The following is a 22489-nucleotide window of genomic DNA, read 5'->3' as shown; positions in this document are numbered from 1 at the left end:
TCCTTGAATTCGATCTGGCCTTACTGGTCCCCAGCCAGGGTCACGCCGCCCGCTGGTAGTAGAGGTTCTGCGGATGCCGCGCCTCGGCGAAAAAGAACCAGCGCTCGGCCAGTAGTCCGGCATATTGCACGACGAAGGCAACGGCGAGTACGGCCGCCGGGGCGGTCATGGACCAGGCAAAGGACACCAGCACGAAGGGGATGACGAAGGCGCCCAGCAGGAATCCTGCCTTGACCGTGGCGATCATGGCCGGGCTCTTGCCATGGAAAAACTCGCGCATATTGAACGAGCTGGACGTGAATCCCTGCGACTTCTGTTCCAGCTTGCGGGCGTGGATGCCCGTCGCCGTCTGCAGGGTCGATTTGGGATGCAGCCTGGCGTTACGGGCGAGCGCGGCCAGGCGGGACAGGCAACCCAGCACGATCAGCACGATGGCGGCAGGCGCGAGCACCGCGACCGCAGGTGGAGCACTGGCCGCCGCGATCAGCGTGGCCAGGGTGAAACCGGACGCACAACCCAGCAGCACGAAATTGACCAGGGTGTAAGGGCTCGCCCATTCCTGCAGAAAGCGCAGGCAGGCGTAGATCATGGCCGTGCACAGGAACAGGACCGCGGCCGCGCAGACGGCGACGATGCCGAACGCCAGCGACCAGGGCAATGCCAGCAGATGCGCCAGCCCATACAGGAACGTCAACAGGAGAAAGGAAGGGACCGCCAGGCATTCGCGCGACAGCCAGGACGTCCGCCACTGCGCGACGGCGCGCCAGGCGCGCTCCGGGTGCCCAAGGTGGAAGAAGGACGCCACCAGCCCCAGCACGCCCAGGACCAAGGAGACAGCCGAGCCCGCGATGAAGAAGGCCTGGGGCGGCATGGACAGCATGCCCGCCGCCGCGCCGGCTTCGAGCAGGACCAGGGCAATCAACAAACCCTGGGCGGCGCCGCAGAGCGTGGTCAGAAGTACTACGGAGAACGGGGGCCTCATACGCCACCCTTGGTCGTAACGGTGTCGTCCGCGCCGGCTGTCTTGCATGCACAGGACTTCGACCCGGACCCGCAGGACTGCGCCTCCGTCTTGCGCCGCGGCAAGTAATGATTCGCGGGTTTGGTGTCCCACTCCGGCATCAACTGGTAGCCGCCGCGTTCGCGTATTGCCTGCGACACCTCTGAATCCGGATCATGGATGTCGCCATACAGGCGCGCGGACGTCGGACAGGCCAGCACGCAGGCCGGCTTGCGATCCCGTTCGGGAAGCGCTTCGTTATCGATCCGGTCCGAACAGAGCGTGCACTTGGTCATCTCCTTGCGCTGAGGGTCCAGTTCGCGCGCGCCATAGGGGCACGCCCACGCACAGTAGTTGCACCCGATGCACTTGTCATAGTCGACCAGCACCAGCCCGTCCGCCTCGCGCTTGTAGCTGGCGCCCGTGGGGCACACCGGCACACAGGGCGGATCCTCGCAATGCAGGCAGGACTTGGGAAAGTGGACGGTCTCCGTCAGGGGAAATTCGCCAGCCTCGTACGTCTGCACCCGATTGAAGAAATTGCCGCTGGGATCGCTGTCGTAGGGGCGCTCATCGGCCAGGCTGCCCGCTTCTCCCGAGGTATTCCATTCCTTGCAGCTCGTCACGCAGGCATGGCAGCCCACGCACACGTTCAGATCGATCACCAATGCCATCTGAGTCATGTCGTTCTCCCTTATTTTTCGGAACCCGCGCGGCGTAGCCGATTGAGAAACTCGCCCTTGCCGGCGAAATAGGTCTGCACGCGCGCAATGACACTGGTCGATCCGGGCAGCGGCTTCATGGGTGCAAACTGCGGCAAGGTGAAGTCGGCGTTTGCCTCGGCGGGGTAGATGCGCACGCGCAAGTCGTACCAGGCGGCCTGCCCGGTGATGGGATCGGAATTGGATATCTTGCCTGGCAAATGGTCCGCCGCGCCCGGCAGTTCGTCCGTGATCAGATGGTTCAGCAGGAAGCCGCGCCGCGACTCATTGGCGTCCGGACCCAGGTTCCAGGCGCCCGCCGCCTTGCCGATGGCGTTCCAGGTCCATACGGTGCCCGGTTCGACCGCTTCGCTAAAACGCGCCATGCAACGCACCTTGCCCCAGGGGGATTCGACGTAGATCCATCCGCCGTCGGCGATACCCTGGGCGCCGGCGGTGCGCGGATTCACCATCAGGTAGTTCTCGCCATGGATCTGCCGCAGCCAGGCGTTCTGCGAATCCCAGGAGTGGTACATCGCCATGGGGCGCTGCGTGACGGCGGCCAATGGATACTCGCGCGGATCGCTGACGCTGCTTTCGATAGGCTCGTACCAGAACGGAACGGGATCGAAGTAATGCTCGATGCGTGCGCGCAGATGATCGGGCGGCTGGCGCCCCGCCGTCTTGCCTTGCGCGGCCAGGCGGAATTTCTGCATGACGTCGGAATACAGCTGGATGACGATGGGCGTGCCGAACTTGCGCATGCCATTCTCGACCGACCACTTCAGATAGGGCCCATTGCAGTTGCGCATGTACTGCTGGTCTTCGGGCAGCGTGTAGTGATAGAAGCAGTTGTTCTCCGCGTATTGCTCCCATTGGCGCGGATTGGCTTCACCGACCAGGGCCTTGTCGCCGTTCTTGCCGCGCCAGCCGATGAGAAAGCCCACGCCCGTGTCGGGCCCGGTCTGGAAGTTGACGACGAAATCCTTGTAGTCGCTGAACTTGCGGCCGCCATCGGCCCGCGTGAAGGCAGGAAACTTCAAGCGGCCGGCCAGTTCGACGAGGACGTCCTGGAAAGGGCGGCATTCGCCCGTCGGCGGCACCACGGGGATGCGAACGGAATCTACCGGACCGTCGAACTCGGAGATGGGCCGGTCCAGCATCGACATCGCATCGTGCCGTTCCAGATAGGTCGTGTCGGGCAGGATCAGGTCGGCGAACGCGGTCATTTCCGACTGGAAGGCGTCGCACACCACCAGGAAAGGAATCTTGTACTGCCCGTCCTCGCGCCTGTCGGTGAGCATCTTGCGCACCTCGACGGTATTCATCGATGAATTCCACGCCATATTGGCCATGAAGATCATCAAGGTATCGATGGGATAGGGATCGCCGCGCCAGGCATTGGTGATGACACTGTGCATCATGCCGTGCACCGCCAGCGGGTATTCCCAGGAGAAGGCCTTGTCGATGCGTACCGGGCCACCTTGATCATCGATGAACAGGTCTTCCGGAGCCGCGGGCCAGCCCAGCGGCCCATTGGGCAGCGGCGTATTGGGTTGCACGTCGCTGGCCTTGTTGGGCGGCTTGGCCGATGGCGGGACGGCACGCGGGTAGGGCGCCTTGTGACGGAAGCCGCCCGGGGTGTCGATGGTGCCGAGCAGGCTCATCAGGATAGACAGCGCGCGTATGCTTTGAAAGCCGTTCGAATGGGCCGCCAGGCCGCGCATGGCATGAAAGGCGATGGGCGCGCCACGCACCGATTCATGTTCGACGCCCCAGGCGTCGGTCCAGCGGATGGGAAGTTCGATCTTGTGCTCGCGCGACATCTGCATCATCTCGCCGGCAAGGCGGCGGATGGTGTCCGCGGGGATGCCCGTGATGCCGGCGGCCCACTCGGGGGTACAGGATGCCGCGCGTTCACGCAGGCGGGTGAAGGACGGCGCGACCGGTGTGCCGTCGTCCAGGACGTAGTTGCCGTCCAATGCCGGCTCCGCGCCCTGGGCGTGGTTCAGCACGGGGCGATTGCTGTGCCTGTCCCACCACATGCGGTTCTGCGGGAAGAGGGCATTGATCTCCGGGCTCGCTGCGTCCTGGACGAACAGGCCGCTGGTGGCGCTGTCGTCGCGCAGGTCGATCAAGTCGCCGGCATTGGTATAGCGGGCAACGAACTCGTGATCGTAGGCGTCCTGGGCGATGAGCTCGTGTATCAACGCCATGAACAGCGCGCCATCCGTGCCAGGGCGTATCGGAATCCATTCGTCGGCCACCGCGGCGTAGCCGGTGCGTACGGGGTTGATCGCGATGAAGCGGCCGCCCGCGCGTTTGAACTTCGAGATGGCGATCTTGAGGGGATTGGAGTGATGGTCCTCGGCGGTACCGATCATCAGGAACAGCCTGGCGCGGTCCAGGTCCGGTCCGCCAAACTCCCAGAACGAGCCGCCTATCGTGTAGATCATGCCCGCTGCCATATTCGCGGAACAGAATCCGCCGTGCGCGGCGTAGTTGGGGGTGCCGAACTGCTTGGCGAACAGGCCCGTCAAGGCCTGCATCTGGTCGCGGCCGGTGAACAGCGCGAATTGGCGGGGATCGGTCGCGCGCAGGTGGGCCAGGCGCGTTTCGATCAGCTTCAGCGCTTCGTCCCAGGAAACCGGTTCGAACTGTGCGGTACCCCGTTCGGCATCGGGTTTGCGACGCAGGGGTTGCGTCAGGCGCGCGGGAGAGTACTGCTTCATGATGCCCGATGCACCCTTGGCGCAGATGACACCCTGGTTCAGCGGGTGGGCCGGGTTGCCGTCGATATAGCGAACTTCGCCGTCTCTGAGGTGCACACGCACGCCGCAGCGACAGGCGCACATATAACAGGTGGTGGTCTTGATCTCCAAAGCCTCGCGCTGGGTGCGATGCGAGTGATCCATGCGATTCTCCCCTTTATTACTCCGGGTTTTGATTAATCCCGGGTAGTGCCGTTTGGGTGCATGAAGGGATGTTACGCAGTCCCGTATTAGCGGGAAAATCGCCATTTTGCATCTGAGATATCGTGAATCCTGATATCGGTCCGGCCAGGGTGGCGGGGCCGGGCAAGCGCAGGCGGCGGCGACGCGCCTGCGCTTCACGATGGCGAAATATGCGCTTCTTGCATATTTGTGCGCCGATTTTGCATTTGCAGCTGGCGTTTATGCGGGCCACTATACGAATTACGCATCTTGATAACGGAGACTTCCATGCATTTCGCCCGCTTCCCCCGTTTGCACCTGGCTCACCTTCCCACACCGCTGGAACGGCTGGACCGGCTTACCAAGGAGCTCAGAGGGCCGGAAATCTGGATCAAGCGGGACGACTGCACGGGCCTGTCCACTGGCGGCAACAAGACGCGCAAGCTGGAATTCCTGATGGCCGAAGCCGAGGCCCAGGGGGCCGATATGGTCATGACGCAGGGGGCCACGCAATCGAACCATGCGCGGCAGACCGCGGCGTTCGCGGCCAAGCTGGGCATGGACTGCCATCTTCTGCTGGAAGACCGCACGCAGTCCCAGGACGTCAACTACAACAAGAATGGCAACGTCCTGCTGGATTACCTGCACGGCGCCACGACGGAGAAGCGGCCTGGCGGACTGGACATGAACGCCGAGATGGAAAAAGTCGCCGACAAGTTCCGCGCTGAAGGACGCAAGGTTTATACGATTGTCGGTGGCGGCTCCAATCCCACGGGCGCCCTGGGCTACGCCAACTGCGCGCTCGAACTGATCGGGCAGGCCAATGACCGCAGCCTGGCCATCGATCACATCCTTCACGCCACGGGAAGCGCCGGCACGCAGGCCGGCCTGATCGTCGGCTTGAAGGCGATCAACGCCAATGTGCCTTTGCTTGGCATCGGCGTGCGGGCCCCCAAGGCCAAGCAGGAGGAAAACGTCTACAACCTGGCTTGCGCCACGGCCGAGAAGCTTGGCTGCCCGGGCGTCGTCAGCCGTGCCGATGTGGTCGCCAACACGGACTATGTCGGCGCGGGCTATGGCATTCCGGCGGAGAGCACCATCGAGGCGATCAATATGTTCGCGCAGCTCGAAGGGATACTGCTGGACCCGGTGTATTCCGGCAAGGGCGCGGCCGGCATGATCGACCTGATACGCAAGGGCCATTTCAAGAAGGGCGAGCGCATCGTGTTCATCCACACGGGTGGGTCGGCGGCGCTGTTCGGGTACACGTCGTCGTTCGAGTAAGTCCCGGGCCTGCCCGGACGATGTACGCTTCCGCCAATCAAAATGCAGAGGGCGGAAGGATGCGGCTCGAATGGATAGAGGATCTTCTGGCCGGGTCAAGGCTGGAGATCTGGTGGCGATCTGGTTCCGCATGTGCTGTTGAGTCCCGCGCCAAGCCCTTCCCTACGGCGCCAATACCGACAGGATATTTTGGGCGGCGCCGACGGCCATCCCGCGCAAGCCGCCATTGGTCGTGCCGCCTATGTGCGGGGTCAGGATGGCATTGGGCGTGTCCACCCACGGGGACCCGGGGTTGACGGGTTCATCGACGAAGCAGTCCAGGCCCAGGTGCAGATCGCCGGCATGCAGTTTTTCCCGGATGGCTTCTTCGTTGATGATGCCGGCGCGCGCCGTATTGATGACGATGGCACCTTTGCGTAGCAGGCCCAGCCGCCTGGCGTCCAGCAGATCGCGGGTCGTATCGTCCAGCGGGCAGTGCAGGGACACCACATCGCTGGATGCCAGCAGTTCCTCCAGTTCGACCTTGCTCGCCCCCGCGGGCAGACGATCGGCCTGCAAGTAGGGATCGTTGACGAGGACGCGCATGCCTATCGCTCGGGCGAAACGCACCACGCGCGCGCCGATGGAGCCGCAGCCCACCACGCCCAGGGTGGCGCCGGACAGTTCGAAGCCCATATAGCCCTGCTTGTCCCAATGTCCTTCATGCATGCGCGAGTCCAGCCAGCTGATGCGGCGCGCGCAGGCAAGGATGAGCCCCAGCGCCAGTTCCGCCACCGCCTGGCTGTTCGATCCGGTGGCGGCAAGCGCCTTGATGCCAAGCCGCTTCGAGGCGTCCACGTCGATGGAGTCCATGCCCACGCCATGACGTCCGATGACCTTCAGCTTGCGCGACGCGGACAACACTTGCTCGTCGATCTTGCCATAGCGGGCCAGGATGGCGACGGGCTGCTCGCGCTCGACCAGCGCGACGAGGTCTTCCTGGGAGAACACCGCGCCGGTGTAGCAAAGGCGATAGTCCTTGAGCAACGCCACGGCGTCCGGGTGGACTTTTTCTTCGGTGATGACAATCGTTTCTGCGGTCATGCTGGAGATCATTCCTTGGGAATCTGCGCTGCGATGGCGCGTAACGCCGGAGCTTGCTTGTCCAGGGACACCTGCCATTCGGCGCCCGGAAGGTAGGCCAGGACCGGCGCATCGTTGCTGGCGGCCTTGATGAAAGCGGGATCGGCAATGCTGTCCTCGACGGCCTTCTGCAGCCGGGCGACGACGTCGGCGGGCGTACCCTTGGGTGCGGCGAAGCCGCGTTCCGACGTCATGGTCACCTTATAGCCTTCCTCGGCCGCGGTGGGGACGTCAGGCAGGGCCTGCGAGCGCTGCGTGCCGAACTGCGCAATGGCACGCAGATCCGACGACCCGCTGCGCAGTTCAGGCATCTCGCCCGCGCTGACGAAGGCATAGTCCAGATGGCTGCCGAGTACGGCGGTCTTGGACTCGGACGTTCCTTTGAAAGGCACATCGTTGGGCTCGGCTCCCGTGGCGTTCTGCAACTGCTTCAACGCCAAGTGTCCATTGGTGCCGATGCCGTTATAGCCGAACGACAGCGACTTCGGGTTCTTCTTCAGGGCGTCGACCACCGCTTTCAGGCTGGTGGCCTTTGCGTCGCGCCGAGCGATCAAGACGGTGGGATCGTTGACTACCCGGGCCACCAGAGTGAAGTCCTCCGTGTGGTACTGGGTTTTCTTGTACATGGGCAGGAAGTTGTAGCTCGGCACATTCACCACGCACAGCGTGTAGCCGTCCGGCTTGGCGCGTGCGACATAGGCGTTCGCAATCTCACCCGAGGCGCCGGGCTTGTTCAGGACGACCACCCGCGCATGGCCGCCCAGGCGCTTTTCGATGAAAGGCGCCAGGGCCCGCGCCATCAGGTCGGTGCCACCTCCCGCGGAGAAGCCGACGACGATTTCTATGGGCTGGTCGTCGGGCCAGGCTGCCTGCGCCGCCGGCGCGGCGCCGATGAGCAGTAAGGCGGCTGTCAGGGGGCGCAAGGGCGCGGAAAAGGCTTTCATCGAGAGTCTCCGGATTATGTTTGATTATTGGTCAGTGCTGCCATTGTGGCAGTTGGGAGTACGCTGGGAAGCGATTTAAACGACTTGCCTTATATGCATAAAAGGAAACAGTCGGGGCGCTATGCCTGATAACGGAGGGGCGGCGCGGGCAGGCCGCTGGAGAAATCGACGGCGTCGCGCACGAGATCGCGTAGCGTTTGCAGCAGTCCGCGCGTGTCATCCCGTCGCGACAGAAAGCAGTAATTCAGCGTGGGCAGGGGCGGGTTGCTGGCCAATTCGACCAGCGAGCCCTGCGTGACCCAGGCGCCCATATAGTCGGTGGGAAGAAAACTGATCCCTACGCCGGCGACGGTCAGCCCCGTGATCGCCAACAGGCTGTTGCAAGCCAGGATGCGTTGGACTTGCAATCCCTGCGCGGCGGCCCAGGCGTCGAAGGCCCGCGTCAGGCCCGAGTCCTCCGTCATCGTGATGACGGGGTGGCGTTCGAAATCCTCCGGTCGCAAGGTGCGGCGCTTACCCATCCGCGCGGGCGATCCCATCCAGGAAAAATGCACTTCACTCATGACCTCGGCTTGCAGGTCGCTGTCCGGCGAAGGGCCAGGCGAGATGGCGAAGTCCAGTTCCCCACGCGCGACCCGCCGTTCCAGTTGACGGGCCAGGTCTACATAAGGGCGTAGCACCAGATTGGGATGGGCATCGCGCACGGTGGCGACAAAGCGGGGCAGCCACGTCAGCGACCCCAGCTCGCTGATGCCGAATTTGCAGACGCCGTGCAGACCTTCGGGGGCCGAGACCAGCGCCCTGACCGAGTCGCTCAAGGAGAGCATCTGGTTGGCCAACGGTACCGTCCGCTGCCCCAGTTCAGTCAGGACCGCCCGCTGGCTGGATCGGTCGAACAGCGGGGCGCCCAGCGATGCCTCCAATTCAGCGATGCGCTTGGACAGCGACGATTGCGTCACGTGCAGCCGGTCGGCGGCGATGGCGAAGCTGCCCAGCTTGGCGGCCCAGTAGAACGCTTCGAGTTGCTTGAGAGTCATAGCAGTTCGGCGTGCCGGCGAATATCGCTCCCCCCGGGCTTGCTCAGCCGGGTCCTGCTAAATTTCTTGTGCAATTTCTTCAGCAACCTAGAGCCAGTTCCAGTCGTCATCATTCTTTTGCGTGGGGCGCGCGGCGCGGCGCGAACGCTTGTTCTCGTACATCGCATCGTCGGCGATCTTCAATAGATGCTCCAGGGTGGTCGGCTGGCCCGCCGCGGCGGTTGCCCGTCCAACGCTGGAGTGCAGGGCGAACGCGTGCCCGCCGCGCTCATTTTCCGTGTTCAGCTCTTGCTGCAAGCGATTCAGGACCACGGCGGTTTCATCGTTGCCGGCATTACTGAGCAAGGCCACGAACTCGTCACCGCCGAGCCGGGCAAGCACATCCGTGTCACGCAGTGCTCTACGCAGGACATCGCCGAAGGCGGCCAGGGCGACGTCGCCTTCCGCGTGGCCGTGCGTATCGTTGATCTCCTTGAACTTGTCGATGTCGAGCATCAGCAAGGTGACGGGCTGGCGCAGGCGTTGGCTGGATTCGAGCACCATGCGGCTGAGAATTTCGAAGCCTCTGCGGTTGCTCAATCCGGTCAGCGAATCCATGGTCGCCGTGTGCAAAGACAGCAACTCTTCTTCGACCATGTTTGCGAGATCTTGCAGCAAGGCCTGGTCTTCGGCCGAGAACTCACGCGGCTTGACGTCGATCAGGCACAGCGTGCCCACCCGCATATCATCGCCCACGCTAAGCGGCCGGCCCGCGTAGAAGCGGATGCCGGGCGCGCCCGTGACCAGGGGATTGTCGGCGAATCGCTCGTCGGTCCGTGCGTCGGGAATCTGGAAGACATTGTCCGCCAGGATGGCATGCCCGCAAAAGGAGATGTCACGCGGGGTCTCGGTGGCATCCAGGCCTTGCGACGACTTGAACCATTGCCGGTTGGCATCGACCAGGCTGACCAGGGCGATGGGAACGCCGAATATGCGTTTGGCCAGACGTGTCAGGCGGTCGAAGCGCTCTTCCGGAAGGGTGTCCAACACCCGCAAGGAGCGCAAATGGCGCAAGCGGACGGCTTCATTCTCGGGGGCGGCGGGAGCTTTCATGCGTAGACGGCTCGCAAGTTGGGGGCCCGTCAGTCACGATGCCAGGCCCGGAGACAGGGAGGGGCTGGAATCAACTTAACATTGCTGGGCAGTGGGTGCAAACCACGACCCTGTACGTCGAGGACTGTCTCGGTGGGCCGACACTGAAGCAGGAACGCCAACACGATGGTGCTTTTTGCCAGGATGCACTGCAGCAATCGTGCTATTTTGGCAGACTGACGTCCTAGGCAAACCAGAGCTCGACAGTGACTCCGCGCATCAGAAAGACCAAGGGAAAGAAGACAGCGAAAAATTCGCGCAGCGCGAGTGCGAAAGGAGGATCACCTGGGTTTGCAAGAAGTGCGCCGGACTCGGGTGCATCGTTCGGGCTTACAGCTTCATTAAACATCGGGCGCCGTCTTGGACGCTTGCGCGACATCCTCGTCGATTCAGACCCCGGCCTGTTGAATCTGGCGCTGGCCTGTCGAGGCGCGCTTGCTGTCGGGCTGACGGTAACGCTGCTCGTATTCCTGACCAGGCTGACCGGCCATCCCATCACCGAATTCGCGTTCGGATCGGTATTCAGCATGGTCAGCGTGTTCGTCATCCGCGACCTGACACGCCGGGCACGCCTGATCACCTTCACGGTGCTGGTTCCCACGGGCGCCGTGGCCATGGTCATCACGTCCTTCATCCACGCCGAACCGCTGGTTGGCGAGACGCTGTTCCTGGCCCTCGTGTTCGTCACGACCCTGGTTGGCACCTGGCATCCGCGCGCGGTGGGCATGGGCTTGATCGCCGTCGTGCTTACTTATGTCGGGCTCTACTTGCAGCTGCCGCCCGCCAGCATTCCTTATCAATTGGGCGGGCTGGCGACGGGCGCAGCCGTCGTATTCGTCGTCTGCTTCTTTTTCCTGCCCCTGCGTCCGGCCGTCATCTTGCGCCGTGCCACCCGATCCGTCATGCGGCGGGCGGCCGCCGTCCTGCGCGCCGCCGATCGCCGTGCCGCCGGCTCGGCCACCCTGAAACGGGAAATGGACCGGTTGAAGCGGGCAGCATTGGCGGCGGAGGACCAGCTCGTCCTGCTGGACGATACGTCCCGCATCGACGTCCAGATGCATCTGTTCGACCTCGAGCAGGCCTTGCGCCGCCTGGTGGAACGGATGCCTGCCGATCCACACGCCCCGGCCGACGCCAGGCGACGCAACCGCATCGCCCTTGCGGCCACCCGTTTGCACGTGGGACGCCTGCGCCGCGCGTCCGCCAGGATCCCCAAGGCTTCCGCCGATCCTTTCACCGAAGACCTGGCCGCACTGTCGCGGGCTGCCGCGAAACTGCGTGCCGCCGTTGCCCGTGTCGTGCCGCGCGAGCCTGTCGCCATCTCGACACCAACGGGTGTGCTGGCCTGGCGCGCGGCCGCTCAGGCGGCCCTGGCGTCCTTGATCGCAATGGCGGGCGGAACCGCGCTGTCTCCGCAGCGATGGTTCTGGGCGGTGATTGCCGTCTATGTCGTCTTCATCAATGCCCGTACGCGCGGCGATATCATCCACAAGGGAGCGCACCGTGTCGTCGGCACGATCGCCGGCCTCTTTGCCGGAATGGGTATCGCGGCGCTGACGAAAGGCGACGTCGCCGTCGAATGCGCTGTCATGTTGATCGCCGTCTTCGGCATGTATTACCTGGTCGCGGTTTCCTACGGCGTGGCGATTTTCTGTGTGACCGTACTCCTGGGCTTGATCTACGGCTCGTTCGGTGACGCGCCCGAGCCGCTGTTGATGTTGCGCCTGGGTGAGACGGTGCTCGGGGTGGCGGCGGCGATGCTAACGGCTTTCTTTTTCTTGCCGGTCCCCACCACGCGGCAGGTCAGGGTTTCCCGGCTTGCCGTGTTGCGCGTGCTGCGCGAAGTGGTGGCGGCAAGCGTGGCTGAGCCCCGTGATGGCCAAGCCGTCGTGGCGGCCGTCCGCCGTCTCGACCGGCAGATTGTCGACTACCGGAAAGCCTTGCTTCCCCTGACCACCGGACGCATGTTCCCCCGCCGTGCCAAGGCGGAGCGCCCGATGACCGCCATGTTTGCCTGTGTCGACGCGGCGCACGCCCTGGCTGGCGCCAGCGCCTCGGTCGACAAGGCGGCTCACGATGAACTGGTCCGTGACGCTGCGCTGGTCGATCAGCGGATTGCGGCGTTGATCGGCGAGCCGGCCGATGTCCCTGCCGGCCTGCTCGCTGAAGCCGAGGGCAGGCACCCGGCCCGCGCTGCGCTTACCCGCCTGGACGGGGCGCTTGCGATGCTGGCCGAGCGGCTGGATGCCAATGCGCTACGCGGCGGCGCATTCGCGTTCGCTCGCGGGGGTACACGCTAGGCGGTCGGGTGGCCAAACGCCAGGCGGGCGGATGGGCAAATGCCAAGCGTTGGGGCGAGGCCGCCATGGCGCTCGTCATCACAGTGGCATGAGCACTTTGCCGTACACGTCAGGTGATCTCTTCCAGCCAGGCCAGGAACTCGGCGATGCCGGGCTGGCGCAGCGCGCCGGCGCGGCAAACCGCGTAGTAGCCGACATCGCGCCGCAACACGGGCTCGAACGGGCACACCAGCACACCGCTGGCCAGTTCCGGTTCGATGTACTGCTGCTGCGTAATGCCCATGCCCAGTCCGCGCAAGGCGGCTTCGTGCACCAGCAGCAAATCGTCGAAGACCATGTTCGCGTCCGCCTCCAGGCCGGGAGCGCCGGCCAGTTCAAGCCAGTCCGGCCAGTCGGTGGGCCGGCGCGAATGATGCAGCCGCATGCATTGCGCCAGGTCATCCAGCGCAATCGTGCCGCCCATGCGTTCGACGAAAGCCGGCGTGCAGAACGGCCGCAGCGCATCGCCGAAGATGCGATAGCTGTACAAGCCGGGCCAGGTGCCCTTGCCGTAGCGTATCGCCACGTCCACGCCATCGCGCGCGAAATCCGGCGACTCCACGGCGGTCGTGATCTTGATCTCGATGCGCGGATACCGCAATTGGAAATCCGGCAGGCGCGGCAACAACCAACGCAGCATGAAGGTGGAATAGGCGCGCAGGGACAACCTGGCCTTGCCCGACACGCCCAGGGTCTGGTCAGTGGCCGCGGCGATTTCATTGAAGGCTTGCGTCAGGCGCTTTGCGTAGGCCTTGCCGGCGTCCGTCAACTGCAATGAAGAGGGCTTGCGGTCGAACAGCCGCACGCCCAGGTATTCCTCCAGGAACTTCACATGGCGGCTGACCGCGGCCTGGGACACCACGAGCTCGCCGGCCGCCTTGCTCAGGCTGCAGTGCCGCGCGGCGGTCTCGAATGCGCGCAAGGCGTTCAGGGGAGGAATTTTGCGAGCCATGGGCGGAGATTTTCGCACAGGGCTCATCTTCGAGGGGACGGATTTCAAGGCCATCCCCCCGAGGACCTACAGCGAAGGAATTTCGAGATCCATCGCTGCGGTGCACACATCGGCGACCAGGGCTTCGATATTGGTATGGACCCGGGCACCCGCCTTCAACAATGCCGCGCGCTTGCTTTGCAGTGTGCCCGTGTCGCCATGTACCAGGGCACCGGCGTGCCCCATCGTCACGCCTTCCTTGGCTTGCGCGCCGGCCAGCAGCACGAACACGGGTTTGCCGAATCCGCTGTGCTGCAGGGCCAGCGCCAGCTCTTCCTCCTCGGTGCCGCCGATCTCGCCTACCGCCAATACCGCGCGCGTATCGTCCCGTTCCCCGAAGAAAGGCAGCAGATCCGCGAAGCGCGTTCCCTTGACCAGGTCGCCGCCCACGCCTATCCACGCGCTTTGCCCGATGCCGCGCCGCGCCAGCCGGTAACACACTTCATACGACAAGGTGCCGCTCTTGGACATGACCCCCAGCGGTCCCGGCTTGAGCGCCACATCGGGCAAGAATCCCAGCTTGATCTGCCCTGGCACGCACAGGCCGGGCGTTGAGGCGCCTACCCAGCGCACGCCGGCCTCGTCCGCCATGCGCTTGACCTTCATGGCGTCGTGCACGGGTACGCCCTCGGCGATGGTGACGATCAGGCCGATGCCCGCATCGATCGCCTCCCGCACGGCGCCCAGCACCGCCAGCGGCGGCACCATGGCGATGGATGCGCGGGCACCGGTGGCCAGCACGGCCGCCTTGCAGTCCGTGAAGACCGGTACGCCATCCACATCGGCACCCGCCTGCACGGATTTGCCAGCGGAAGTCCCGGCCACGATATGGGTTCCGTATCTGCGCATCAGCCCCGTATGCAGCCGGGCTGCGCGCCCCGTGATGCCCTGCACCAGCACCGGCGTGCTGCCGTCGATTTCCAGACCGTGTTTCACGCTTGTCCTCCGTGCACCAACTTGCCTACCCGCGCCAAGGCGGCCTCCAGGTCTTCTTCCAGGAAGACCTGCGAGCGCGCCTCGTTCAGGATGGCGCGCGCGTCTTCCTGACCATTGCCGACCAGCCGGGCGACCACGGGGATGCCGTGCAGGGCAGGGGTCTGCGCCAGCGCGTGCACCAGCAGCCGCGAGAACTCGCCCAGGTGCGTGATCCCGGCGAACACATTCACCAGCAGCACCTTGATATTGCTGCCTTCCCGCATGCATTCGAAAACCCGCAGCAGACGATGGGGATCGCCCCGCATCTGCCCGGTGCGTATGTCCAGGAAATTGAACGCGCGCATGCCTGCTTCAGCCATCTGGTCGACCAGCATCATGCTCAATCCCGCACCGGTCGTGACCAGGCCTACCTCGCCCTGGGGATCCAGTTCGACATAGTCGAAATCTTCCACCAGCTTGAATTCGGTCTCGGGGTAGGCATCGCCGCGCGCGTGGACCAGGGCGACCAGGTCCTCGTGGCGGGCCAGGGCGTTGTCGTCCAGGATGATCTTGGCGTCGCCGGCCAGCCACGTGCCGTCGTCATGCACGAATAGCGGATTCACTTCCAGCAGCAGCGCTTCTATATCGAAGAACGCGTTCGCCAGCCGTTGCGCCGCATCTTCCAGCACAGCGCGGCACGCTGCGGGCAGCTGCTCGGCCAGCGCGCGCCCCGCCGTGGCAACCGCGGCCGCGTCCGGCGCGGCCACGGCGGCTTGCAAGGTGCCGGGCTGGCGGGCCAGCGCCTCGATGTCCACACCGCCCGTGGCCGACATCAGGATACGCACGCCGGCCGTTTGCGGGTCTACCGACAGGCTGATGTAAGCCTCGTGGCCGCCCGCGATGCGTTGCTCCACCCGGCAACCCTGCACGCGGTGGCCGCGGATGTGGCTATGCAGCATGGCGTCGAGGTGCGCTGCCACATCCGCAGGCGCATCGGCCATGCGGATGCCGCCCGCCTTTCCTCTTCCGCCCACCGGCACTTGCGCCTTCACCACCCAGGGGCCGTCAGGCAGTTGGGCCGTATCGGCCTCGGCCTGCGAGCGCAGCAACACGCCGGCGGCCACGGGAATGCCGCGCGCCGCCAGCAACTGCTTGCCATCATGTTCCAGCAGTAGCATGGATCAGTCTCCAGACGCGGCCGGCTTGATGCCGATCTTCTTGACGACGACCGCCCACTTCTCCCGTTCCATCTGCATCATCCTGGCAAAGTCCGCGCCGCGTTTATCCATCACTTGCGATCCCTCCGTCTGGAACTGCTTGAGCACACCGGGGTCGCTCAACACCTGGCCGACCGCGTCATTGAACGCCTTCACGACCGGTGCCGGCGTGCCGGCCGGGGCCAGGAAGCCGTACCAGATGGATGCCTCGTAGCCTTTCATTCCCGGCGTCTCGGCCAGGGCCGGCATATCGGGCAGCACCTTGGAACGCGACTCGCTGGTGATGCCCAAGGCCCGCAGCTTGCCGCCGCGGATCAAAGGCAATGCCGTGGGGATGCCGGCGAAGTACATCTGCACCTGGCCGCCGATCAAATCCGTCATGGCCGGGCCGCCCCCTTTGTAAGGCACGTGCAGGATATTCAGGTTGCCCATGGAGCCGAACAGCGCGCCCGCAAGGTGCGTGGGGCTGCCGGTGCCCGCCGACGCGTATGCCAGGCCGCCCGGCTTGGCGCGCGCCGCGTCCACCACCTGGCTGGCGGTCTGGTAGGGAGAATCGGCCGCGACAACCAGCAACATGGGATTGTCGGCCACCGCGATCAAGGGCGTGAAATCCTTGGTCGCGTCATAAGGCAGATTGGTCTTCATATTGGGGCTGATGGTCAGCGCGCCGCTGGATCCGAACAGGATGGTGTAGCCGTCGGGGGCGGACTTGGCCACGAAGGCCGCGGCGACCTCGGCATTGGAGCCGGGCCGGTTCTCGACGATGAGCGTCTGGTGCAGACGCTCGCCCACCTTGTTCGACAGCAGCCGGGCAATGAGGTCGTTGGGACCGCCCGGCGGAAAGCCGACGATGATGCGTATGGGCTTGTCGGGGTATGCCGCGTCGGCGCTGGCGGACATCAGGGCGAACATCGGGGCCGACATGGCCGTTGCCAGCAACACGCAACCAAGTATTGATTTTTTCATGCGCTGTCTCCTTGCTTTATATGTGGGATGAAGCATTCGCCATCGCCGCCCGGCCGTCTGTGTGCCGGTGCGCCCCAAAACCGAGAGAGGATTACGCGTAGATCTCCGTCAATGCCAGGATGCCGTCAGGAGACTCGGGCCCGTCGATCAATTTCTTGCCGATCAAGTCTTTCAGCGTTTCCGTCGCGCCACCCCCCAGCGTGCCGTAACGTGCGCCGCGATACAGGCGCGACACCAGATATTCGTCCGTGAAGCCGTAGCCGCCATGCACCTGCACGGCTTCGCTGGTGACGCGCAAGGCCATCTCATTGGTGGTGATCTTGGCCAGCGCGGCCAGGAAAGGGTCCGGAAAGGGATTCGCGGAAAGGCAGGCGCGGTAGAGCAGGCCGCGCGCGGCTTCGATATCGCGGTACATGTCGGCGATTTTCCAGCGTATGCCCTGGAAGCTGCCCACGTCGCGGCCGAAGATGTTGCGCGACTTCACATAGGAAAGCGCCTCGTCGAACGCGCCCTCGGCCAGGCCCAGCGAGATGCTGGGATTCAGGCAGCGCTGGGTATTGAAAGCGGTCAGCAACTCCTTGAAGCCGTCCTTGCGTATGACCAGGTTCTCCAGCGGCACTTCGCAATCGTTGAACTGCACTTCGTGCAGATTCTCGCCGCCCATGGTGTGATAGGTGCCTGTCACTTCGAGGCCTGGCGTGCCGCCTTCGATCAGGACGCAGCCGATGCCTTCGCGTCCCGGCTTGCCGTCGATGCGAGTGAAGATCACGAACATGCCGGCCTCGGGTGCCCGGCTGATCAGCGTCTTGGTGCCGTTGACGACCAGGCGGTCGCCTTTCACGACGGTGTTGGTGCGGTAGTTGGCGACGTCGGTGCCCGCGTGGGGCTCCGTCATGCAGACGGCCAGTATGCATTCGCCGCTGCAGACCTTGGGCAGGATGCGTTCGCGGATGGCGGGCGGGGCATACTTGGCGATCACGCGCGTCTGCACACCGGCTTCGCCCAGCACCGCCATGGCGGTGACGTAGCAGACCTTGGCGATTTCCTCCAGGATCAGGGCCGTATCGAAAATCGGCAGGCCCAGGCCGCCGTATTCCTCGGGCACCGACATGCCCAGCACGCCGATATCGGCTAATTGCCTGATGTTCTCCCAGGGAAAACTGCCATCCATATACTGCAAGGCCCGTTGCCGGAACTCGCCTTGCGCGAGCTGCCTTACGGTGTCGATCATCTGGCGATGCTGGGAAGCCGATGCTGCATCCATGGACTGGAGTCTCCTGCGACATGTTTTGTGGGCGACATTGCGGTGCGGATCTGCAACGATCATAGAGAGGGCCGCTGGCTGGTACAACTTACAGTTCGTGCAGGGTAGCCCCAGCTTTTGTTGGGCCTGGGCATGCAGGCGTTCAGGTAGACTGCATCGCTAACCATGAAGGGAGACAGAGATGAGCCATAAGGTGTCGTTCCTGGATGTCATGGCTGCGCCGGTACGCCAGGCGATACGCGCCGCGGCGCCCGCGGAGTTCGAGATCACCTTCGCTGAAAGCGGCGCGCCGGATGCTCAGATGGCCTTGATGCCGCATGCCGAGTTCATCGTCGCCGGCTTCCAGCCCGTCACCAGCGCCATGATCGCCGCCGCGCCGCGGCTGAAGATGATCCAGAAATGGGGCATCGGCTACGACAAGATCGACCTGGATGCTGCGAGGGAAAGGGGCATGGTCGTCGCCATCACGTCAGGGGCGAATGCCGGCCCCGTCGCCGAGCACGCCATTGCGTTGATGCTGGCCGTCTATCGCCGCTTGCCGCTGGTGGATCGCAAGACGCGTGAAGGCGTCTGGCTGAAGTCCGAGATGCGCTCGGTGTGCTACCAGATCGCCGGCAAGACCGTGGGCCTGGTCGGGTTCGGCAATATCGCCCGCATGGTGGCGCGCCGGCTGCGCGGGTTCGACGCCGATATCCTCTACACCGCCAGGCGTCCGGCCGATGCGGAGATTGAACGGGCGCTGGGCGTACGCCATGTACCCATGGATGAACTGCTCGCGCGCAGCGATATCGTCAGCCTGCATGTGCCGTTGACGGACGCGACCCGCACCCTGATCGATGCCGCAGCGCTAAGCCGGATGAAGGCCGGGGCCATCCTTATCAATACCGCGCGGGGCGGTGTGGTCGACGAAGCCGCGCTGCATGACGCGCTGGTCAGCGGCAAGCTGCATGGCGCGGGGCTGGATGTATTCGCGCATGAACCGGTCGCCGCCGGCAATCCGCTACTGGCGCTGGATCAGGTGGTGGTGTCTCCGCATAGCGGCGGCGCGGTGTTCGATAACGTGGGCTACGTGGCGGCGCGGGCATTCGGCAACCTGGGACGCTTCTTGCGCAATCAGTCCATTCCCCCGGAAGACTTGATCGTCGCGCCATTGCCGGCCAGCCACGCCTCATAGTCCGGCACTTCCATCTCGAAATGCTGGCGGGTCTGCGTGTACAGCCGGCCGAACATGCGGCCGATGGGGTGGTACTTGTCGGGATCGATGTAGCCGGTCGCCATGTCGAAGAGGCCGTCGCGGACGTGCATGCGCACCACTTCTCCCAAGGTGATGTGGCGGTGCGGATTCACTTCTATCATGGCGATCTTGCGGCATTCGAACGCCACCGGCGCCTGCACGATGCGCTGCGGCTTGATCTTGCTGCTGGGCGTCAGGGTCAAGCCAGCCTGCTCGATCTCGCTGACGTCGGGCGGAAAACCGATGGCGCAGACATTCATGGCGGCAGCCAGCGCCTCGTCGACGAGGTGAACCACGAACTCGCCGGTCTGCTTGATGTTGATGGTGGTGTCCTTCAGGTCGCCGCTGCCCCGCTTGTCCTCCAGGCCGATGGCCAGCACCGGCGGGTTCTCGCCCATGGCATTGAAGAAGCTGAAGGGGGCCGCATTGTGCCCTGTGCGCTCCGAATAGGTGGTAATGAGCGCAATGGGCCGCGGCACCACGGTCGAGGAAATCAGGCGGTATTGGTCGGCGGGAGGCAAAGACTGGATATCGATTTCCAAGTGAAGTCCTTTCAGGAAAAAAATGAGGAGTGCCGGGCTACCCAGTCGGCGTAGTGGCGCAGGGCGGCGTCGCGCCCGAAACGCGGTGTGAATCCCAGGTCGGTACAGGCGCGCGTCGCGTCCAGGCCGGCGCGGGGCGTCGCACCGTAATAGTCGATGTTCGGTTGTGCGGCGTTTAATTGCCCGACATTTGACTGCCCGACATTTGACTGCGCGATATTCGCCTGGGACCCGGACACCTCCCAACGGAAACCGGGCAGGCGCTGTTCAAGCGCCGTGCACCAGTGCACCAGCGTGTCGGACCAGTCGAGGTTGGCCGACAGGTTGTAGCGCTCATGGGGCAGGTCTTGCGTGGCCAGCAGCGCGATCAGTCCCTGCGCAAGATCCGGGGCGTAGATCATTTCCCGCCGTGGATAGGTCCCCGGCAGGATCACCGGCTTGCCCTGGGCCGCCAGCGCGGCGACCTGGGCGCAGGGGCTTACCAGATCGCGGGCGCCGCTCTTGCCCTCCCAGGGGCCGAAGACGGAACCGATGCGCGCGGTCGCGACGCTCAAGCCCCATAGCGCACCCAGGCGCAGGGCGGTGCATTCCGCCGCGTACTTGGTGATGCCGTACAGGGTGTCGGGAACGGCGGGCGTGGTCGCTTCCTCCAGCAGTCCGTCGCCCTCGATCTCAGCGCCATAGACGGTCAGGGAGCTGGGATAGACGAATCGCTTCACGCCCGCATCCGCGGCCGCGCGCAACACCCGAATCGTGCCGCCTACGTTGACGTCGAAGACGTTGAGCGGTTCGCTTGCCTCCCGCCGCGGGCCCGCGGTGACGGCGGCGCCGTGGAAGACGTGGGATACGCCCTGGCAAGCCACGCCAACGGAGTCCTCGTCGCCGACGCTGCCTTGCTGCACGGTCAGGCGCGCGGCATGCGGCCGCATCGTCTCCAGGAAGAGCATGGGCGGCGGCCGGGAATCGAATAAGTGGACCTCGGCCCCCTGTTCGAGCAGGGCCTGGGCCAGGGCCAGGCCGACGAAGCCCGCTCCGCCCGTGACCAGTACGCGCATCATGATGGGCTCCTGGTGCTTAGACGACCGTCCCTTCGGGCAAGGTCATCAGGTGGTCGTAGATCTCGCCGGGCCGCGTCAGCCACACCTTGTCCGCTTGCGGATGGTTGACGATGTGTTCCAGGGCCTTGCGCAAGGCGTACAGGCGGTAGGGCTGGCCGACGATCATCGTGTGCAGGGCAATGCCCAGGACCAGCGGTTGGCGTTCGGACTGCCGCAACATCTCCTCGAACTGATGCACGATCATCGTGGCGAAGTCTTCGCCGGTGTGGTGGCGGACGATGATCTGGGGAGAGTCATTGATTTCGAGCGAGTAGGGCATCGACATCAGCCGGCCCTGCCGCGTCTTCATCCAGATCGGCTGATCGTCACCCGGCCAGTCCATCTCGAACTTGAAGCCGGTCTCCTGCAGCAGGTCGGGGGTGACGCGGCTTTGCGACATCCACGGTCCCATCCACCCGCGCGGCGCACGCCCGGTGTGCTGCACGATCTTGTCGCGCACTTCCTCCAACACGCGTTTCTCGTCCACTTCCCACCATTGCCCCTGGCGTTCGGCATTCGTGCGGCCATGGCCGATGACCTCGTCGCCGCGCGCCATGATGGCCTCGGTGATCGCCGGCGCATAGTCCATGACGGTGGTGTTCACCAGATGGCAGGCGGGCGCCCGCAGGTCGTCCAGCAATTCGAGCAGGCGCCATACCCCGACCCGGTTGCCATAGTCGCGCCAGGCGAAGGTGCGGGGGTCGATGCCGGGCAGGGTATTGGTCATGGCATGGCCCAGGCCGTCACCGAACGCGAAGTGCTCGATGTTCAAGGCGAGATAGATGGCCAGGCGCTTGCCGCCCGGCCAGGAGTAATCCGGGCGTTGGGTGATGGCGGAGTAGGGGTAGCGGCCGTGATGCGGTAATTCCAGCATGATGTGCGGTTCCCGGTGATGTCGGTTTGGGATGAGACCAGTACTCAGTGAGATCAGTACGCGGCGGCCTGCTCGTCGTTGGACGCCCGGAAGCGCTTTACGGCCTCTGCGTGCAAGGCGCGTTCTGCTTCGCCATTGGCGACGCGCGGCGGGGTTTCCAGGTCGAAATTGCCGTAGTCCTTGCCCCGCACCAGCGATGCGGTAAGGCGAGTCTTGCTGACACAGCGGGAGCTGGCGGGAATGAAGCTGAAGCCCAGGCCGACGCGGCGATGGTCGGTGGTGTTGGGCCCCGAGGCATGAACCAGGAACGTGTCGTGCAGCGACATCTGGCCCGCGCGCACCGGCATGAATTCCGTGTGCGACTTGTCAAAGGGCACATCGACCGTCTGGCCCTTGGACAGCAGGATGTTGTCCGTGTGGTTCTGGCCATGGTGCAGTTGTCCCAGCTTGTGGGAGCCCGGCACCACCTCCATGCAGCCTGCTTCCACCGGCGCATCGGACAGGGCCACCCACACGGTCAGTTGCGTGGACGGGGCCAGCCCGAAATACGTCGCGTCCTGATGCCAGTTGATGAAGGCGGAATCGCGGGCGTTCTTGGGCCACACCGACAGGTGGAACAGCAGGATGTCAGGCCCCAGCAGATCCTCCACGGCGTCGAGCACGGCCGGGCTCCTGGCGATGCTGTCCACCCAGGGAAACAGCAGATGCGGCTTGAAGTTGAAGCCCTTGGTCAACTGACGGCCCTGCGAGGCTTCGAAGGTCTCCAGTTCCGCGAGGTAGGCCGTGGCCTGTTCCCGGGTGAAGGCATCCACCGGGCTGACGTAACCCTTGTCCCGGTACTGGTCGATCTGGTCTTGCGAAAGTTTCTTGCCCATGTGGTGCTCCATTTTGAAGGTAG

Annotated in this window: 19 protein-coding genes; 3 read left to right on the top strand and 16 right to left on the bottom strand. The window is 64.4% G+C overall.

Annotated elements, in window-relative coordinates; genetic code table 11:
* Nucleotides 1-40 precede the first annotated feature (40 nt).
* From CEY05_RS07740 to CEY05_RS07730, 3 genes are read right to left on the bottom strand one after another with little or no spacing between them, the layout of a single operon-like run.
* Nucleotides 41-982, bottom strand: a complete 942-nt coding sequence (locus CEY05_RS07740) for a DmsC/YnfH family molybdoenzyme membrane anchor subunit (protein WP_088597927.1) — start codon at nucleotides 980-982, stop codon at nucleotides 41-43.
* On the bottom strand, nucleotides 979-1683 hold the full coding sequence (locus tag CEY05_RS07735) for a 4Fe-4S dicluster domain-containing protein (RefSeq protein WP_088597926.1): 705 nt from the start codon (nucleotides 1681-1683) through the stop codon (nucleotides 979-981). Before CEY05_RS07735 ends, CEY05_RS07740 begins: the two co-directional genes overlap by 4 nt.
* An 11-nt stretch (nucleotides 1684-1694) precedes the next feature.
* Nucleotides 1695-4616, bottom strand: a complete 2922-nt coding sequence (locus CEY05_RS07730; RefSeq protein WP_088597925.1) for a molybdopterin oxidoreductase family protein — start codon at nucleotides 4614-4616, stop codon at nucleotides 1695-1697.
* Nucleotides 4617-4922: 306 nt separating this feature from the next.
* Between CEY05_RS07730 and CEY05_RS07725 the strand changes: the two genes are divergently transcribed.
* Entirely contained in the window at nucleotides 4923-5918 is a 996-nt protein-coding gene (locus CEY05_RS07725) for a D-cysteine desulfhydrase (protein WP_088597924.1), read from the top strand.
* Nucleotides 5919-6080: 162 nt separating this feature from the next.
* On the opposite strand, the gene CEY05_RS07720 is transcribed toward CEY05_RS07725, so the two are convergent.
* The 4 genes from CEY05_RS07720 to CEY05_RS07705 form a co-directional block, all read right to left on the bottom strand.
* Nucleotides 6081-7001 carry a hydroxyacid dehydrogenase gene (locus CEY05_RS07720; RefSeq protein WP_158219279.1) on the bottom strand — a complete coding sequence of 307 codons (921 nt, stop codon included), beginning with the start codon at nucleotides 6999-7001 and terminating at the stop codon, nucleotides 6081-6083.
* A gap of 8 nt (nucleotides 7002-7009) precedes the next feature.
* Nucleotides 7010-7984, bottom strand: coding sequence for a tripartite tricarboxylate transporter substrate binding protein (locus CEY05_RS07715; RefSeq protein WP_088597922.1), 975 nt, complete (start codon nucleotides 7982-7984; stop codon nucleotides 7010-7012).
* A gap of 119 nt (nucleotides 7985-8103) precedes the next feature.
* On the bottom strand, nucleotides 8104-9021 hold the full coding sequence (locus CEY05_RS07710; RefSeq protein ID WP_088597921.1) for a LysR family transcriptional regulator: 918 nt from the start codon (nucleotides 9019-9021) through the stop codon (nucleotides 8104-8106).
* An 87-nt stretch (nucleotides 9022-9108) separates the two neighbouring features.
* Nucleotides 9109-10113: a diguanylate cyclase gene (locus tag CEY05_RS07705; protein WP_088597920.1), complete on the bottom strand. Its 1005-nt coding sequence runs from the start codon at nucleotides 10111-10113 to the stop codon at nucleotides 9109-9111.
* 407 nt (nucleotides 10114-10520) lie between these two features.
* On the opposite strand from CEY05_RS07705, the gene CEY05_RS07700 reads away from it, so the two are divergent.
* Nucleotides 10521-12452 carry an FUSC family protein gene (locus CEY05_RS07700; RefSeq protein WP_088597919.1) on the top strand — a complete coding sequence of 644 codons (1932 nt, stop codon included), beginning with the start codon at nucleotides 10521-10523 and terminating at the stop codon, nucleotides 12450-12452.
* Between the two features lie 109 nt (nucleotides 12453-12561).
* On the opposite strand, the gene gcvA is transcribed toward CEY05_RS07700, so the two are convergent.
* From gcvA to CEY05_RS07675, 5 genes are all read right to left on the bottom strand, one after another.
* Entirely contained in the window at nucleotides 12562-13443 is an 882-nt protein-coding gene (gene gcvA / locus CEY05_RS07695) for a transcriptional regulator GcvA (RefSeq protein ID WP_158219278.1), read from the bottom strand.
* Between the two features lie 66 nt (nucleotides 13444-13509).
* The gene (locus CEY05_RS07690) at nucleotides 13510-14418 is read right to left on the bottom strand and encodes a succinate--CoA ligase subunit alpha (RefSeq protein ID WP_158219277.1); all 909 of its coding nucleotides are present in this window, start codon (nucleotides 14416-14418) and stop codon (nucleotides 13510-13512) included.
* A complete protein-coding gene (locus CEY05_RS07685; RefSeq protein ID WP_088597916.1) occupies nucleotides 14415-15575 on the bottom strand; it encodes an ATP-grasp domain-containing protein in 1161 nt (386 codons plus the stop codon). Before CEY05_RS07685 ends, CEY05_RS07690 begins: the two co-directional genes overlap by 4 nt.
* Nucleotides 15576-15578: 3 nt before the next feature.
* On the bottom strand, nucleotides 15579-16580 hold the full coding sequence (locus CEY05_RS07680; protein ID WP_158219276.1) for a tripartite tricarboxylate transporter substrate binding protein: 1002 nt from the start codon (nucleotides 16578-16580) through the stop codon (nucleotides 15579-15581).
* 91 nt (nucleotides 16581-16671) lie between these two features.
* Nucleotides 16672-17844 (bottom strand): acyl-CoA dehydrogenase family protein, encoded by a 1173-nt coding sequence (locus CEY05_RS07675; RefSeq protein WP_088597914.1) that lies wholly within the window; start codon nucleotides 17842-17844, stop codon nucleotides 16672-16674.
* Nucleotides 17845-18025: 181 nt separating this feature from the next.
* Here CEY05_RS07675 and CEY05_RS07670 point away from each other — a divergent pair, with 181 nt between their 5' ends.
* Nucleotides 18026-19018 carry a 2-hydroxyacid dehydrogenase gene (locus CEY05_RS07670; RefSeq protein WP_088597913.1) on the top strand — a complete coding sequence of 331 codons (993 nt, stop codon included), beginning with the start codon at nucleotides 18026-18028 and terminating at the stop codon, nucleotides 19016-19018.
* Here CEY05_RS07670 and CEY05_RS07665 read toward each other — a convergent pair.
* Genes CEY05_RS07665 through CEY05_RS07650 form a run of 4 tightly spaced genes read right to left on the bottom strand, consistent with a single transcriptional unit; the run spans nucleotide 18958 to nucleotide 22466 of the window.
* The gene (locus CEY05_RS07665; protein ID WP_158219275.1) at nucleotides 18958-19620 is read right to left on the bottom strand and encodes a flavin reductase family protein; all 663 of its coding nucleotides are present in this window, start codon (nucleotides 19618-19620) and stop codon (nucleotides 18958-18960) included. The two genes, CEY05_RS07670 and CEY05_RS07665, sit on opposite strands and share 61 nt — an antisense overlap.
* Before the next feature lie 11 nt (nucleotides 19621-19631).
* Nucleotides 19632-20678: an NAD(P)-dependent oxidoreductase gene (locus CEY05_RS07660; protein WP_088597912.1), complete on the bottom strand. Its 1047-nt coding sequence runs from the start codon at nucleotides 20676-20678 to the stop codon at nucleotides 19632-19634.
* A 16-nt stretch (nucleotides 20679-20694) separates the two neighbouring features.
* Nucleotides 20695-21591 carry a polysaccharide deacetylase family protein gene (locus tag CEY05_RS07655; protein WP_198952719.1) on the bottom strand — a complete coding sequence of 299 codons (897 nt, stop codon included), beginning with the start codon at nucleotides 21589-21591 and terminating at the stop codon, nucleotides 20695-20697.
* A 53-nt stretch (nucleotides 21592-21644) separates the two neighbouring features.
* Entirely contained in the window at nucleotides 21645-22466 is an 822-nt protein-coding gene (locus CEY05_RS07650; protein ID WP_158219274.1) for a phytanoyl-CoA dioxygenase family protein, read from the bottom strand.
* Nucleotides 22467-22489 lie beyond the last annotated feature (23 nt).

The sequence above is a fragment of the Achromobacter sp. HZ34 genome, assembly GCF_002209485.1.
Taxonomy (GTDB): domain Bacteria; phylum Pseudomonadota; class Gammaproteobacteria; order Burkholderiales; family Burkholderiaceae_B; genus Bordetella_C.
Note: the sequence above shows the minus strand (reverse complement) of the source record. Positions and strands in the feature narration are given on the sequence as shown.